The sequence below is a fragment of the Bacillus altitudinis genome (assembly GCF_001191605.1).
In the GTDB taxonomy this organism is placed as follows: Bacteria; Bacillota; Bacilli; order Bacillales; family Bacillaceae; genus Bacillus; species Bacillus altitudinis.
This window is the reverse complement of record NZ_CP009108.1, coordinates 3498451-3514618: the sequence shown is the minus strand read 5'-3', so window position 1 is coordinate 3514618 and position 16168 is coordinate 3498451. Positions and strand designations below refer to the sequence as shown.

Annotated in this window: 12 protein-coding genes; 11 read left to right on the top strand and 1 reads right to left on the bottom strand. The window is 41.4% G+C overall.

Annotated features, from left to right (window positions below):
* Positions 1-78 precede the first annotated feature (78 nt).
* The 7 genes from dnaE to ID12_RS17680 all read left to right on the top strand — a co-directional run bounded on the left by dnaE (position 79) and on the right by ID12_RS17680 (position 10508).
* On the top strand, positions 79-3414 hold the full coding sequence (gene dnaE / locus ID12_RS17710) for a DNA polymerase III subunit alpha (protein ID WP_035701982.1): 3336 nt from the start codon (positions 79-81) through the stop codon (positions 3412-3414).
* A gap of 141 nt (positions 3415-3555) precedes the next feature.
* Entirely contained in the window at positions 3556-4788 is a 1233-nt protein-coding gene (ystJ, locus tag ID12_RS17705; protein ID WP_007501712.1) for an NADP-dependent malic enzyme, read from the top strand.
* A 305-nt stretch (positions 4789-5093) separates the two neighbouring features.
* On the top strand, positions 5094-5969 hold the full coding sequence (gene accD / locus ID12_RS17700; RefSeq protein WP_050827546.1) for an acetyl-CoA carboxylase, carboxyltransferase subunit beta: 876 nt from the start codon (positions 5094-5096) through the stop codon (positions 5967-5969).
* The gene (gene accA / locus ID12_RS17695) at positions 5954-6931 is read left to right on the top strand and encodes an acetyl-CoA carboxylase carboxyl transferase subunit alpha (RefSeq protein WP_017358272.1); all 978 of its coding nucleotides are present in this window, start codon (positions 5954-5956) and stop codon (positions 6929-6931) included. Before accD ends, accA begins: the two co-directional genes overlap by 16 nt.
* A gap of 339 nt (positions 6932-7270) precedes the next feature.
* Complete coding sequence (pfkA, locus tag ID12_RS17690) at positions 7271-8230, top strand: 6-phosphofructokinase (RefSeq protein WP_017358271.1); 960 nt, start codon at positions 7271-7273, stop codon at positions 8228-8230.
* A gap of 27 nt (positions 8231-8257) precedes the next feature.
* Positions 8258-10018: a pyruvate kinase gene (pyk, locus tag ID12_RS17685; protein WP_035701978.1), complete on the top strand. Its 1761-nt coding sequence runs from the start codon at positions 8258-8260 to the stop codon at positions 10016-10018.
* A 100-nt stretch (positions 10019-10118) separates the two neighbouring features.
* Entirely contained in the window at positions 10119-10508 is a 390-nt protein-coding gene (locus ID12_RS17680; protein WP_007501703.1) for an FxsA family protein, read from the top strand.
* 24 nt (positions 10509-10532) lie between these two features.
* Here the strand turns inward: ID12_RS17680 and ytvI are convergent, their stop codons facing one another.
* Complete coding sequence (ytvI, locus tag ID12_RS17675; RefSeq protein WP_025207772.1) at positions 10533-11651, bottom strand: sporulation integral membrane protein YtvI; 1119 nt, start codon at positions 11649-11651, stop codon at positions 10533-10535.
* 100 nt (positions 11652-11751) lie between these two features.
* Between ytvI and ID12_RS17670 the strand changes: the two genes are divergently transcribed.
* The 4 genes from ID12_RS17670 to mdh all read left to right on the top strand — a co-directional run bounded on the left by ID12_RS17670 (position 11752) and on the right by mdh (position 16101).
* Positions 11752-12216 (top strand): DUF441 domain-containing protein, encoded by a 465-nt coding sequence (locus ID12_RS17670; protein WP_007501699.1) that lies wholly within the window; start codon positions 11752-11754, stop codon positions 12214-12216.
* Between the two features lie 375 nt (positions 12217-12591).
* Positions 12592-13710 (top strand): citrate synthase, encoded by a 1119-nt coding sequence (gene citZ / locus ID12_RS17665; RefSeq protein WP_024424790.1) that lies wholly within the window; start codon positions 12592-12594, stop codon positions 13708-13710.
* 146 nt (positions 13711-13856) lie between these two features.
* Positions 13857-15128, top strand: a complete 1272-nt coding sequence (gene icd / locus ID12_RS17660; RefSeq protein WP_008346060.1) for an NADP-dependent isocitrate dehydrogenase — start codon at positions 13857-13859, stop codon at positions 15126-15128.
* A 34-nt stretch (positions 15129-15162) separates the two neighbouring features.
* Positions 15163-16101 (top strand): malate dehydrogenase, encoded by a 939-nt coding sequence (gene mdh, locus ID12_RS17655; RefSeq protein WP_007501693.1) that lies wholly within the window; start codon positions 15163-15165, stop codon positions 16099-16101.
* The last annotated feature ends 67 nt before the right edge of the window (positions 16102-16168 follow it).

Genomic DNA, 16168 nt, shown 5'->3' with positions numbered 1-16168 from the left:
AAAGAAAGAACATTTGTTTCTCACCGCATCGCGTTTTATAATGAAAGAATGAATTTAGACGAAAGGAGTGGATTAAGCATGTCCTATGTTCATCTTCAGGTCCACAGTGGATACAGCTTGTTGAGCAGTGCAGCGAAGGTCAAGGAGCTCGTATTAAAGGCGAAAGAACTTGGCTATCAAGCGCTCGCTCTTACGGATGACCATGTGATGTATGGAACGGTTGAATTTTATAAGGAATGTAAAACACATGGCATCAAGCCGATTATCGGTTTAACAGCTTCTGTCTTCATAGATGAACAAGAGACAGAGGCTTATCCTTTGATCCTCCTTGCCAAAAACAATGAAGGCTATCAAAACTTGATCAAAATTAGCAGTGTCTTGAAATCAAAGTCAAAAACCGGCCTGAAAGAGAAATGGCTGAAAGCCTATCATCATGGCCTTATTGCCATCACACCAGGCGTATCCGGCTATATTGAAACGCTGCTGCAACATGATCAGCTAGATGAAGCAAGGGATGCAGCGAGCCATTTAAAAGATCTTTTTGGTGAGGAACATGTGTATTTAGCCGTTCAGCCGTTTCAGCAGGACGAAGAGCTGTCTCATAAGCTGCGGGAACTCTCAAAAAGGGCGAACATCCCGCTTGTGGCAACAGGTGACGTCCACTATATCCATCAAGAGGACAAAACCGCATATACATGTTTAAAGGCCATTAAAGCAGGCCAGCAGTTATCAGAAATAGAGGAAGACCAAGGAGACAAGCATTTCAGATCGACCGAAGAAATGATGAAGTGGTTTGGTGATGATCCAGAATTGCTGGCAAGAACGGTTGAGATTGCAAACCGCTGTGAGGTCGATTTAAATCTTGGTCAGACGAAACTGCCAACTTATCCGACGCCTGATCAATCAACAGCTGATCAGTTTTTACGAAGAGTGTGCCAAGAAGGCATGAAACGAAGACAGATTGCTTCAAATGACACATATATCAAAAGGCTTGAGTATGAGCTGAGCATCATTCAAAAAATGAATTTCAGTGATTATTTCCTCATTGTGTGGGATTTTATGAAGTATGCTCATGATCATGGCATTGTCACAGGTCCTGGCCGGGGATCAGCAGCAGGCTCTTTAGTTGCGTATGTTCTGTTTATTACAGATGTCGATCCGATTCGTCACGGGCTTTTATTTGAGCGTTTTTTAAATCCTGAACGAATCAGCATGCCGGATATAGATATCGATTTCCCTGACACGAGAAGAGATGAAATCATTTCATATGTAAAAGACAAATATGGGGATATGCATGTGGCGCAAATTGTCACGTTTGGAACACTTGCCGCAAAGGCAGCTTTAAGAGATGTCGGACGTGTGATGGGAATTGATTCAAAAGCAGCAGACCGCCTTGCAAAGCTCATCCCATCAAAGCCAGGGACGACACTGAAAGAAGCGGTGACAGTCTCCTCAGAATTAAAAACACTGCTCCAGCAATCTGAAGAGCTGCAAAGAGTGTTTCAAACCGCTTTAAAGGTAGAAGGATTACCAAGACATACGTCAACACATGCAGCCGGCGTTGTTCTAAGTGAGGAGCCGCTCACACAAGTCGTGCCTATTCAAGAAGGCCATGATGGAGTGTATTTGACGCAATATGCGATGAATTATTTAGAAGATCTCGGTCTTTTAAAAATGGATTTTTTAGGTTTGAGAAACTTAACATTAATTGAATCCATTAAAAACCAGATTGAAAGACAGGAAAACGTCCACATTAACTTTAGTGACATTTCATATGAAGATCAGAAAACGTTTGATTTGTTATCAGCGGGAGATACAACGGGGATTTTCCAGCTGGAGTCACAAGGTATGCGTCAGGTGCTGAGACGACTGAAACCTTCTAGTCTAGAAGATATCGTGGCTGTCAATGCCTTATACCGCCCGGGGCCGATGGAGAATATCCCGCTCTTTATCGACCGAAAGCATGGCAGAGTGAAAGTCTCCTACCCGCATCCAGATTTGTATGACATCTTAAAGGATACATATGGGGTCATCGTCTATCAGGAGCAAATCATGCTGATTGCAGCAAAGATGGCAGGCTTTAAGCTGGGCGAGGCTGATTTACTAAGAAGAGCCGTTTCAAAGAAGGATAAAAAGGTGCTTGATGAAGAGCGAAGCCATTTTGTTGAAGGATGCCTAAAAAAGGAGTATCCTGTTAACATTGCAAATGACGTTTATGACCTAATCGTCAAATTTGCAAACTATGGTTTTAATAGAAGCCATGCTGTTGCATATAGCATGATCGGCTTTCAGCTTGCTTATTTAAAAGCGCATTATCCGTTATATTTTATGTGCGGTCTTTTAACGAGTGTGATTGGAAATGAAGACAAAGTGGCTCAATATTTCTATGAGGCAAAGGAAAAAGGGATATCGGTGTTGAAGCCTTCTATTAATAAGAGCGAATTTCCATTCACGGTTGAAAAAGGGGAGATCCGCTACAGCTTAAGAGCGATCAAAAATGTCGGAGTGTCAGCTGTAAAGGATATATACAGAGCAAGACAGGAAAAGCCATTTGAAGATTTATTTGATTTTTGCGCAAGGGTATCAACAAAGAGTGTCAACCGAAAAACGATTGAAGCCCTCATTTTCTCAGGGGCAATGGATGAGCTTCATCCAAATCGTGCTTCGTTATTAGCATCGATAGATATTGCGTTAGACCATGTGTCATTTTTAACACCTGAGGATCAATTGGACTTTCTTGGGGATACAACGTTCTCCATTAAGCCAAAATATGCGGAGATAGACGAACTGCCGCTTGTTGATCTCCTGCAATTTGAAAAAGAGGCACTCGGGTTATATTTATCAAATCACCCTGTACAAGCGTATCGAGATCGTTTGAGAGAGAATGGTGCAGTGGAAATCATCAGACTTTCTTCCTATATAAAGCGAAAGATCTCAATGGGTGGTCTTTTGACAAAGTTGAAATCGATTCGGACAAAAAATGGACAATCGATGGCATTTGTCACATTCGGGGATGAAACGGGAGAAATGGAAGGTGTCGTCTTTCCAGAGCAATTTAGAAAGCTGTCCCCCTTACTTGAGGAGGGCGCAATGCTTTATGTTGAAGGCAGAATAGATGTCAGAAATGAGAGCAGTCAAATCATCGTACAAGAAGCTGTTCTACTGGAAGAGATGGGCTCTAAAAGAAAAGAATCTGTCTACATTCGAGTCAAAGAAGAGAACCATACGCAGGAGCTGCTAGAACAAGTGAAACGAGTGATCTCCATGCACAGGGGAGAAGCAGATGTCTATTTGTATTATGAAAAGCAAAAAAAGACGATGAGACTTCCAGATGCATACAAAGTTCATGCAGATCATGCGGTCATTTTCCAGTTAAAAGAGCTGCTCGGTGAACAAAACGTTGTGATTAAATGATGACAAATCGTCTGAATATGTTTTACAATTTCACCTATTGTGTTATCATTTTAAAGATTCTGTGTATTTAAACTGCCAAGTATGTGCTTATCAACTTAGCAATTCATTAAATCATTTTCCACTTGAAGGAGTGTTCATCACATGTCATTAAGAGAAGAAGCATTACATATGCACAAAGAGAATCAAGGCAAACTCGAATCAAAATCAAAGGTACAAGTGAAAAATGCGAAAGACTTGAGCTTGGCTTACTCACCAGGTGTGGCAGAGCCATGTAAAGATATTTATGACGACACAAGCAAAGTGTATGATTATACAATGAAAGGCAATATGGTCGCTGTTGTCACAGACGGAAGTGCTGTGTTAGGGCTTGGAAACATTGGGGCAGAAGCATCTCTTCCAGTAATGGAAGGAAAAGCTGTCTTATTCAAAAGCTTTGCAGGTGTTGATGCATTCCCAATCGCACTTGCAACAAACGATGTAGACAAAATTGTTGAAACAGTGAAGCTTCTTGAGCCGACGTTTGGCGGCGTGAACCTTGAAGATATTGCAGCACCAAACTGCTTTATCATTGAAGAGCGTTTGAAAAAAGAGACAAACATTCCTGTTTTCCACGATGATCAGCACGGGACAGCGATTGTAACAGTAGCAGGACTTGTGAATGCACTGAAGCTGTCTGGAAAATCAATGTCTTCAATTAAAGTGGTTGCAAACGGCGCTGGAGCAGCAGGAATTGCGATTATCAAACTTCTTTATCATTTCGGTGTACGTGATATCATCATGTGTGATACAAAAGGCGCTATTTATGAAGGCCGTCCGAATGGTATGAATGCAGTGAAAAATGAAGTAGCTAAATTCACGAACCAAGATCGTAAAGAAGGTTCTTTAGAAGAAGTGATTGAAGGCGCAGATGTCTTTATCGGCGTTTCAGTAGCAGGTGCTTTAACTAAAGAAATGGTTGGAAAAATGGCAAAAGATCCTGTCATCTTCGCAATGGCGAATCCAAACCCAGAGATCATGCCAGAAGACGCACATGCAGCAGGTGCAAGTGTTGTAGGAACTGGCCGTTCTGACTTCCCGAACCAAGTGAACAACGTCCTTGCATTCCCTGGTATTTTCCGCGGGGCGCTTGATGTACGTGCGACACACATTAACGAAGAAATGAAAATTGCAGCTGTTGAAGCGATTGCTTCCCTTGTATCAGATGAAGAATTGTCAGCGGAATACGTTATTCCTGCACCATTTGATGCACGAGTAGCGCCAGCGGTAGCCAAAGCAGTGGCAAAAGCAGCAATGGAAACGGGCGTTTCAAGAATCAAAGTAGACCCAGAAGCTGTTGCAGAAAAAACAAGAAAGTTAACGATTATCGGCGAGTAATCGAATTGGAAAAGTGTGCACGTTCTTTCTGAATTTGGAGGAAAAACGTGCACCATTTCCTCTCTTACACGAAATTTTTTTCATCCTAAATGAGATTTTTTTGTAGACGTTCACAATTCACATATACCAACTACTCAGCGCCCCAAACCTATACTCATTTCTCATCAATTCCCCACTGAAAAAATTGAATGAAGGATGACAGCGTTTGACAAAAAAAGTACAATAGTTTCGGTACAGTTATGACATGTCCTATAATAGTGGATGTGCGTGTAAAGAAAAAACCCTTCAAAAAGGGAGGTAGTCATTTGTCAATCAAGAATATTTTCAGTAAAAAGAAAAAATATGCATCTGTACCCTCTGAACAGGCAAGTCAAGATGTGCCTGAAGGCATCATGACCAAATGTCCGCAATGTAAAAAAATAATGCTCACCAAAGAACTAGATAAAAATTTACGTGTTTGCATGAATTGCGGCAGACATTTGCAAATGAATGCAAAACAACGTATTGAAAGCCTTGTAGACGAAGGCACATTTGAAGAATTTAACGGTCACCTCATTTCTGAGAATCCGCTCGGTTTCCCAGGCTACGAAGAAAAGCTTCAGAAAGACAGAGAAAAAACATCTTTGAATGAAGCCATCGTAACAGGAAAAGGTGACATTAAAGGTCAAAGTGCTGTCATTGCTGTCATGGATGCCACGTTCCGTATGGGCAGCATGGGCTCAGTCGTTGGTGAAAAGATTACATTAGCTATTGAGAAAGCAAAAGCGGACAAGGTGCCATTTATCATCTTCACTGCATCTGGAGGAGCAAGAATGCAAGAGGGGATTCTTAGTCTGATGCAGATGGCAAAAACAAGTTCAGCATTAAAGCTGTTCAGCGAGGATCAAGGTCTGATTATCTCTGTGATGACCAATCCGACAACTGGCGGTGTATCAGCTAGTTTCGCGTCTCTCGGTGATTACAACTTTGCAGAGCCTGGTGCATTAATTGGTTTTGCTGGTCGCAGAATCATTGAACAAACCATTCGTGAAGACCTACCAGAGGACTTCCAAACGGCTGAATTTTTAATGAAGCATGGTCAGCTAGATGCTGTGATTCACCGTGCAGAAATGAAAGAAACATTAGGCCAAATCTTAGCATTACACAGCACAGGAGGTGAACGAGAGTGGCTGGAGAACTAGAATTTGAAAAACCTGTCATTGAACTTCGAGCGAAAATTGATGAATTGAAAAAGTTCACACAAAACTCAGAGATGGATTTAAGTGCAGAAATTGAGCGCCTTGAAACGCGTCTGAGTAAGCTTGAAACAGACATTTATACAAATCTAAAGCCGTGGGACAGAGTACAAATTGCTCGTCATGCGATGCGCCCAACAACTCTCGATTACATTCAAGAGCTGTTTGATCACTTTTTCGAATGTCACGGTGACCGTTTTTATGGCGACGATGAAGCCATCGTTGGAGGAATTGCTACGTTTAAAGGACTTCCTGTCACAGTCATTGGTCATCAGCGCGGAAAAGACACAAAAGAAAACTTGCGCCGTAATTTCGGGATGCCGCATCCAGAAGGTTACCGTAAAGCATTGCGCTTGATGAAACAAGCAGATAAATTTAATCGTCCAATCATTTGCTTTATTGATACAAAAGGAGCTTATCCTGGTAAAGCAGCTGAAGAACGCGGGCAAAGTGAAGCAATTGCGAAAAACCTTTTCGAAATGGCAGGACTTCGTGTACCGGTTGTCTGTATTGTCATTGGAGAAGGCGGAAGTGGCGGAGCACTAGGCTTAGGCGTAGGAAACCACCTATTTATGCTAGAGAACTCAACATATTCAGTGATTTCACCTGAAGGTGCAGCAGCACTGCTCTGGAAGGACTCATCACTTGCAAAAAAAGCTGCAGAATCAATGAAAATTACCGCTCCAGACCTAAAAGAATTAGATATTATAGATGATGTTATTAAAGAAGTGCAAGGTGGAGCACACCGAGACGTGAAACAACAAGCAGCCTACATTGAAAAAACATTAAAACAGTCACTTACATCTTTGCTCAAACAATCGCCTGAAGAATTAGTCGAACAAAGATATCAAAAATACAAAGCAATCGGCAAAGTATCGATTGAAAATCAATATATTGGGGTAAACTAAATAGACGTACAGCCTTTTGGCTGGCGTTTATTTTTTTCGTCTTTTTTCATCAAAACGATCTGATGTAAGCGCTATTTGAAAATAATTTTCTTTTGTTTTCATAAAATTTGAAACGTCTGAAAACGTTGATTTGACAAGGTTTAGAGCACTTGAATCAACTGTTTTTTGAACAAAGTGCTTTCATGACTTTCTTAACTTTTGTTTAAAAACATTTTATTTAATTGTATAATAAGTACGGTTTTAGAAATTCGTATTGAAAACATCCGGTTTTGCTCATGATTGTTTTCAAGCAGTGGAAATGGTATGTTTAATTCATATATGGTCTCTGAGGTGAAAAAGATGAAGCGTATAGGAGTTTTAACGAGCGGTGGGGATTCCCCAGGAATGAATGCAGCTGTGCGCGCAGTTGTAAGGAAAGCAATTTACCATAATGTAGAAGTTTACGGTATTTATAATGGATATTCAGGTCTAATTAACGGTAAAATTGAGAAACTCGAAATAGGTTCAGTAGGCGATATCATTCATCGTGGAGGAACAAAACTTTACACGGCAAGATGTCCTGAATTCAAGACAGTTGAAGGTCGTGAAAAAGGGATTGAGAACTTAAAAAAATTCGGTATTGAAGGACTTGTTGTCATCGGTGGAGATGGCTCATTCATGGGAGCGAAGAAATTAACAGAGCTCGGTTTTCCATGTGTAGGTGTCCCTGGCACGATTGACAATGACATTCCTGGTACTGATTTCACTATTGGCTTTGATACAGCACTAAATACAGTCATTGATGCCATTGATAAAATTCGTGATACAGCCACATCTCATGAACGTACATACGTAGTGGAAGTAATGGGAAGACATGCAGGGGATATTGCCCTTTGGTCAGGTCTTGCAGGCGGAGCTGAATCGATTTTGATTCCTGAAGCAGACTATGACATGGACGAAATTATTGCCAGATTGAGAAGAGGACATGAGCGCGGCAAGAAGCACAGTATCATCATCGTCGCAGAAGGCGTAGGCAGCGGTGTCGAATTTGGTAAGAGAATTGAAGAGGAGACAAGCCTTGAAACGCGTGTATCTGTCTTAGGACATATTCAGCGTGGAGGTTCTCCAAGTGCGTTTGACCGAGTGCTCGCAAGTCGCTTAGGAGCGTATGCAGTAGAACTTCTTCTTGAAGGAAGAGGCGGACGCTGTGTAGGCATTCAAAGCAACGAACTCGTTCATCACGATATTTTAGACATCTTAGATAAAAAGCATACAGTCGATCAAAATATGTACCGACTTTCACAAGAGCTCTCTATATAAAACGAGAAGACCTTAGGAGGAACAGTAATGAGAAAGACAAAAATCGTTTGTACAATCGGTCCAGCAAGTGAAAGCATTGAAAAGCTGACTGAATTGATTGAAGCAGGAATGAATGTAGCCAGACTAAACTTCTCTCATGGAGATTTTGAAGAGCATGGTGCACGTATTGAAAACATTCGCAAAGCAGGTAAAACTTTAGGCAAGGACATTGCGATCCTTCTTGATACAAAAGGTCCAGAGATCCGTACACGCACAGTTGAAAACGGCTCAATTGAGTTAGTTGCTGGTGCTGATCTTATCGTGAGTATGGAAGACATTGTGGGAAACACTGAAAAAATCAGTGTGACGTACGAAGATTTAATTCATGATGTAGGAGTGGGCTCAACCATCTTATTAGATGATGGTCTGATTGGTCTAGAAGTAAAAGAATTAAATATGGACCGAAAAGAAATCGTCACAAAAGTGATGAATACAGGTACACTGAAAAACAAAAAAGGTGTCAACGTACCGGGTGTTAGTGTGAACTTGCCGGGTATTACAGAAAAGGATGCCAATGATATTCTGTTCGGAATTGAACAAGGTGTCGATTTCATTGCAGCTTCTTTTGTGAGACGAGCTTCTGATGTTCTTGAAATTCGTGAGCTGCTTGAAAAGAACAACGCAGCTGACATTCAAATCATTCCTAAGATTGAAAACCAAGAGGGCGTTGATAACATCGATGAAATCCTTGAGGTATCAGATGGATTGATGGTCGCTCGTGGAGATCTTGGTGTTGAGATTCCGGCAGAAGAAGTACCGCTTGTTCAAAAAATGCTGATCAAAAAATGCAACCGTTTAGGCAAGCCTGTCATCACAGCAACTCAAATGCTGGATAGCATGCAGCGTAACCCGCGTCCAACTCGTGCAGAAGCAAGTGATGTGGCAAATGCTATTTTTGACGGTACAGATGCGATCATGCTATCTGGTGAAACAGCAGCAGGAACATATCCAGTTGAAGCTGTGCAAACAATGCACAACATTGCCTCACGTTCAGAGGAAGCACTTAACTATAAAGCAATCCTTTCTCGCAGAAGCGAAGAAGTAGAGGTCAGCATTACAGATGCGATCGGTCAATCTGTTGCGCACACAGCTATGAAGCTTGATGTGGCAGCGATTGTGACACCTACTGAGAGTGGTCATACTGCAAGAATGATTTCAAAATATAGACCAAAAGCACCAATCGTAGCAGTCACAGCAAACGAATCAGTGGCAAGAAAACTTTCACTCGTATTCGGTGTATTTGCAAAGAGCGGTTCAAAAACGACATCTACTGATGAAATGCTTGAGAATGCAGTAGAAAAGTCAATTGAAACAGGCTATGTAAGACATGGTGATTTAATCGTGATTACAGCTGGTGTGCCAGTTGGTGAAACAGGTACAACCAACTTAATGAAAGTGTATGTTGTCGGTGACATTATTGCGAAGGGTCAAGGAATTGGCCGCAAATCTGCATTTGGACCGGTTGTTATTGCACAAAGCGGAAAAGAAGCAGAGGAAAAAATGTACGATGGTGCGATTCTTGTCGCAAACTGCACAGATCGTGATATGATGGGTGCTTTAGAAAAAGCGTCTGCCCTTATCACGGAAGAAGGCGGTTTAACAAGCCATGCAGCAGTCGTTGGGCTCAGTCTTGGCATTCCAGTCATTGTTGGTCTCGACAGTGCCACAACACTTCTAAAAGAAGGCGAAGAGATTACAGTAGATCCAGCACGCGGAGCGATCTACAAAGGCCGTGCAAGCGTCCTTTAAATCACACACGAGGGGAGTTATCTGACTCCTCTCTTTTTTTATGTTACACTAAAAAAAGTAAACAGCTTTCGATGAAAGAGACCCCATGAGGTGATATGGCTTGAAAAAATATTTTCTACTATTATTGATTCTGTTCCCAGCAGTTGAAATTAGTTTATTTTTAATCTCAAGTAACATCATTGGTATTTTACCAACGATGCTAGTCATTGTGCTGACAAGTGCACTAGGTGCTTACTTTGCAAGAAAACAAGGAATAGAAGCATTTCAGAAAGTACAGCGAGATTTACAATATGGCAAAATGCCAGGGGCCACCATTGTCGATGGCTTCTGCATTCTGATCGGTGGTTTGCTGCTGCTCATACCTGGATTCCTTTCTGATCTGATTGGGGCTGTTCTGCTCATTCCCATGACAAGAAAACGGATCAAACCGCTCTTTGAGCGCTGGCTTAGAAACATGTCCAATCGCAAACGCTATACGATTATACGCTAAAGAGACCTTCTCATCAGGTCTCTTTTACTTTTGCGCACCATACCGAATGTACTGATAAAGGTCTCTGAAAACCCCTGCATTACGAAACGCCTGCCAAACGACAAGAGAAGCGGGACCGAGTGCAAGTCCAAGAAAACCAAAGCATTTTAACCCGACAAACAGCGCCACAAGTGTTGCTAAAGGATTAAGACCAATTGATTTACTTAAGACTTTTGGCTCTGATATTTGTCTTTGTATGAGCACCACAATATACAAAATGCCTAGTCCAATGGCGAGTGAAAGATTTCCTGTCATGGCGGAGTAAATGATCCACGGAAGAAAAACCGTGCCACTCCCGATGTAAGGAAGTAAATCAACTAGACCAATACATAGAGCGATCACAATCGCATGCTCGACCTTTAAGATGAAAAGTCCAATCAGCACGATCCCAATGGTCATGGCAACAAGGAGAAGCTGGGCCTTCATAAAGCCAGAAATGGCTTTTTTGATTTCAGATAAAATGGCACGTGTATGAAGCATCCATTTGGCGGGAAAGATACGAGAACCATATTTTTTTAACGTAAACCAATCTTTTGTGATAAAAAAAGTCGCTAGTGCGGAAAATAAAAGCGTCGCTGCTGCATCAGGCAAAAGACCTAAAAAAGCTGGAATGAATTCAAGAGTTTTTGAAAGGAAAGTCCCGATTTTTGCCGCTGCTTCGTCACCAAGTGCTTGGATTTGTCCTAAAATCGATTCCTTTTGACCTGCTTGAAGTGTATTAAATTGAGCAGTCAAATCATGATATAAAGGCAAAATCTGATCCGTGAAAAAACGTTCCACAATCCCAATCATTTGATCAAGATGACCTGGCAGTACCTTTGCTAAATAAGCACTTCCTGAAATGATTTCCGCCACTAAAAGTGTCATGAATCCAGCTGCTGCCACTAAAAAGAGCAATAACACAATGATGACAACAAAACCTCTTGGCATCCCGGTCATGTTTTCGATTTTGCATACGGCTGGATGAATCAAACACGACACGGCAAATGCAATCCAAAATGGATATAAAAACGGAAAAGACTGATATAAAAAAACAACCGCACAAACGGCGATGCTGAAAATCATCAAACTTCGCAAAAAAATGGCCACATACGTGTGATTCACACAATCCCCTCCAAAAAACAAGCATGTCCGATACTTCATTTTATTCAAAAAGATTAGTAATATGAAAAGGTCGCAATAAAAAGAAAGAAAGGAGCGGCGTATGTTTACTCAAGCAAATTTGTTTTTGGTTCTTTTACTCGTTATTGCACTTATTGCAAAAAACAATTCGTTAATTTTAGCGGTCTCTGTGCTGATTGCCATTAAGCTGATTGGCCTGGATCAAAAAATATTCCCGGTTCTGCAATCAAAAGGTATCAATTGGGGTGTGACGGTCATCACGATCGCTGTGCTTGTACCGATCGCAACAGGGGACATTGGATTTAAACAGCTTGGAGAAGCGATGAAATCTTCCTATGCTTGGATAGCTCTTGGAGCGGGTATATTAGTAGCATTAATTGCAAAAAACGGCATTGTGCTACTCGAAAACGATCCGCATATTACAGCAGCGCTTGTATTCGGTACGATTTTGGCTGTCAGCTTATTCAAAGGTGTGGCTGTTGGCCCGCTGATTGGTGCTGGAATTGCCTATTTAGCGATGCAAGCAGTGAAATTTTTCAGCGGATAAAAAGAGAGTGGCTCATGCCACTTTCTTTTGATATTTTTTCTGACGTGAGCTTTTGCAAAAAAACATAATTAAATATATTAAAAGAAGCAAAATCCCTTTATTCCATGCCCGAACCGGAAGGCTGGAAAAAAAAATATCAAAAAAAATTATAGTTAAACATTTAACAAATGTCTGATTATTGTTTATAATGGGAATAGGCTTAATTTTGAACTCATTGATCAAACAAGAGATATGAGGCTAAAAGCGCTCTAACCGTATAGGTAAATGTAAGCATTTTCTTTTCTAAACCTGCCAGCCTATTTTGGTTGGATAGCGCTTTCAAAAAGCGAGAATTTTGCAACGAAGGGGAATCTTTTTAAAAAGGGGAGATTGAACATGACAGCAACAAGAGGTCTTGAAGGTATCGTGGCAACAACTTCATCCGTAAGCTCAATTATTGATGATACTCTTACTTATGTAGGGTACAATATCGATGATTTAACTGAAAAAGCTACTTTCGAAGAAATTGTCTACCTGTTATGGCACTTAAAGCTGCCGAATGAGCAGGAGTTGAGCGAGTTAAAGCAGCAGCTCAATGAAAATGCTCAAATTCCGCAAGAAATCATTGAGCACTTTAAATCTTATTCGCTGGATGGGGTTCATCCAATGTCTGCGATTCGTACAGCGGTATCCTTATTAGGTTTACTTGATGACGAATCAGAGATTATGGACAAAGAAGCGAATTACAGAAAAGCCATTCGCTTACAAGCGAAAATTTCTGGACTTGTCGCTGCATTTTCACGCATTCGAAAGGGACTTGAGCCTGTACAGCCAAAAGAAGAATACAGCTATGCTGCAAACTTCTTATATATGCTAAACGGCGAAGAGCCTTCACCAGTAGAAATTGAAGCGATTGATAAAGCGCTCATTCTACATGCGGATCACGAATTAAACGCATCGACATTTACAGCACGTGTATGTGTTGCTACACTATCAGATATCTACTCTGGTGTAACAGCGGCTATCGGCGCATTGAAAGGACCACTTCATGGCGGCGCAAATGAAGGCGTAATGAAGATGCTGTCAGAAATTGGCGAAGTTGAAAACGTAGATTCCTATATTCATGGTAAGCTAGAGAAGAAAGAGAAAATTATGGGCTTTGGCCACCGCGTTTACCGCCAGGGTGACCCGCGTGCAAAACATTTAAAAGAAATGAGCCAGCGCTTAACAAATCTCACAGGCGAGCCAAAATGGTATGAAATGTCTGTACGCGCAGAGGAAATCGTGACATCAGAGAAAAATCTTCCACCAAATGTTGATTTTTATTCTGCTTCTGTCTATCACAGTCTTGGGATTGATCATGACTTGTTTACACCAATTTTCGTGATCAGCCGATTCTCTGGATGGATTGCTCACATTTTAGAGCAATATGATAACAACCGTCTGATCCGTCCAAGAGCTGACTATATTGGACCAGATCTTCAAACGTTTGTTCCGATCAGTGAAAGAGACTAATGTTTATAGAATAGTGGAGGCTGATCCATCTAAACCAATCAGCCTCCATATCAACAAAAAACGAATCATGTGAAAAACTTCTTGGCTTGCAGACATCAAGCTTGGAAGTTTCAAATATTCACTACATAACCTGGGAGGTAATATCATTGTCACAAGGCGAAAAAATTACAGTTACTGGCGGCGTATTGAATGTACCAAATAATCCAATTATCCCGTTTATCGAAGGGGACGGAATCGGTCCTGACATTTGGAAAGCAGCATCAAGAGTTCTTGAAGCAGCTGTAGAAAAAGCATATAAAGGTGAAAAGCAAATCACTTGGAAAGAAGTATATGCAGGTGAAAAAGCTTACAATAAAACTGGCGAGTGGCTTCCAGAGCAAACACTTGAAGACATTCGTGAATATTTAATCGCGATCAAAGGACCACTGACAACACCAATTGGCGGAGGAATCCGTTCATTGAACGTGGCACTAAGACAAGAGCTTGATTTATTCACATGCTTACGTCCAGTTCGCTGGTTCCAAGGCGTACCATCTCCTGTGAAACGTCCAGAAGACACAGACATGGTCATCTTCCGTGAAAACACTGAAGACATCTATGCAGGAATCGAGTATGCAAAAGGATCAGACGAAGTGAAGAAGTTAATCGACTTCTTGAAAAACGAATTAGGTGTGAATAAAATCCGTTTCCCAGAAACATCAGGTATCGGAATCAAACCAGTTTCTGAAGAAGGAACATCTCGTCTTGTCAGAGCAGCGATCCAATATGCGATTGACCAAGGCCGTAAATCTGTGACACTTGTTCACAAAGGAAACATCATGAAATTTACAGAAGGAGCCTTCAAAAACTGGGGCTACGAAGTGGCTGAAAAAGAGTTTGGCGACAAAGTCTTTACATGGGCACAATATGATCGTATTGTAGAACAAGATGGAAAAGATGCGGCAAACAAAGCGCAAAGTGAAGCAGAAGCTGCTGGCAAAATCATTGTCAAAGACAGCATTGCAGATATTTTCCTTCAACAAATTTTAACTCGTCCAGCTGAGTTCGATGTTGTCGCAACAATGAACTTAAACGGAGACTACATCTCTGACGCACTTGCAGCACAAGTTGGTGGAATTGGTATCGCACCTGGTGCAAATATCAACTACGAAACAGGACATGCTATTTTTGAAGCGACTCACGGAACAGCACCGAAATATGCTGGTCTTGATAAAGTGAATCCATCTTCTGTTCTTCTATCAGGCGTGCTTTTACTTGAGCACCTTGGATGGCAAGAAGCTGCTGATCTAGTGATTCAATCTGTTGAAAAAACAATTGCATCTAAAGTCGTCACGTACGATTTTGCTAGATTAATGGACGGTGCAACAGAAGTGAAATGTTCTGAGTTTGCTGACGAGCTCATCAAAAACTTGTCTTGATTCTTAAACTTTAAAGTTAAAGGGGAAAAAGGAAATGGCAAACAAGCGTAAAAAAGTATCTGTCATCGGAGCAGGCTTTACTGGAGCAACTACAGCATTTCTAACAGCTCAAAAAGAATTAGCGGATGTCGTATTAGTGGATATCCCTCAGCTTGAAAACCCGACAAAAGGGAAAGCACTTGACATGCTGGAAGCAAGCCCTGTTCAAGGCTTCGATGCGAATATTACAGGAACTTCTAACTACGAAGATACAGCCGGTTCTGATGTCGTGGTCATTACGGCAGGAATTGCAAGAAAGCCGGGAATGAGCCGTGACGACCTCGTGTCAACAAATGAAAAAATCATGCGCAGTGTGACACGTGAAATCGTTAAATATTCTCCAGAAGCGATCATTGTTGTGTTAACAAACCCTGTTGATGCAATGACATATGCAGTTTATAAAGAATCAGGATTACCAAAAGAAAAAGTCATCGGACAATCAGGAATTCTTGATACAGCACGTTTCCGTACGTTCGTTGCTCAAGAATTAAACCTATCTGTGAAAGATGTGACGGGCTTTGTTCTTGGCGGACATGGGGACGACATGGTTCCTCTTGTACGTTACTCTTATGCAGGCGGTATCCCGCTGGAAACATTAATTCCTAAAGAGCGAATTGATGCAATTGTTGAAAGAACAAGAAAAGGCGGCGGTGAAATCGTCAACCTATTAGGTAACGGTAGTGCGTATTATGCACCTGCTGCTTCACTCGTTGAAATGGTTGAGGCGATCTTAAAAGATCAACGCCGCGTCATGCCGACGATTGCATACCTTGAAGGTGAATATGGCTACGAAGGCATTTACCTTGGAGTTCCAACAATCGTAGGTGGAAACGGCCTTGAGCAGATCATCGAGCTTGAGCTGACAGAAGAAGAAAGAAGTCAGCTTGACCGTTCTGTTGAATCTGTAAAGAACGTCATGAAAGTATTGTCTTAATATGAATAAAAAAGAAGGCTTCTCGTATGAGGAGTCTTCTTTTTGTTTACAAAACCAATCTTGTCGA

Bases quoted from the DNA above. Each gene is read 5' to 3' on its own strand.
- dnaE (WP_035701982.1), top strand. From the start codon at position 79: ATGTCCTATGTTCATCTTCAGGTCCACAGTGGATACAGCTTGTTGAGC.
- ystJ (WP_007501712.1), top strand. From the start codon at position 3,556: ATGTCATTAAGAGAAGAAGCATTACATATGCACAAAGAGAATCAAGGC.
- pfkA (WP_017358271.1), top strand. From the start codon at position 7,271: ATGAAGCGTATAGGAGTTTTAACGAGCGGTGGGGATTCCCCAGGAATG.
- pyk (WP_035701978.1), top strand. From the start codon at position 8,258: ATGAGAAAGACAAAAATCGTTTGTACAATCGGTCCAGCAAGTGAAAGC.
- ID12_RS17670 (WP_007501699.1), top strand. From the start codon at position 11,752: ATGTTTACTCAAGCAAATTTGTTTTTGGTTCTTTTACTCGTTATTGCA.
- citZ (WP_024424790.1), top strand. From the start codon at position 12,592: ATGACAGCAACAAGAGGTCTTGAAGGTATCGTGGCAACAACTTCATCC.
- mdh (WP_007501693.1), top strand. From the start codon at position 15,163: ATGGCAAACAAGCGTAAAAAAGTATCTGTCATCGGAGCAGGCTTTACT.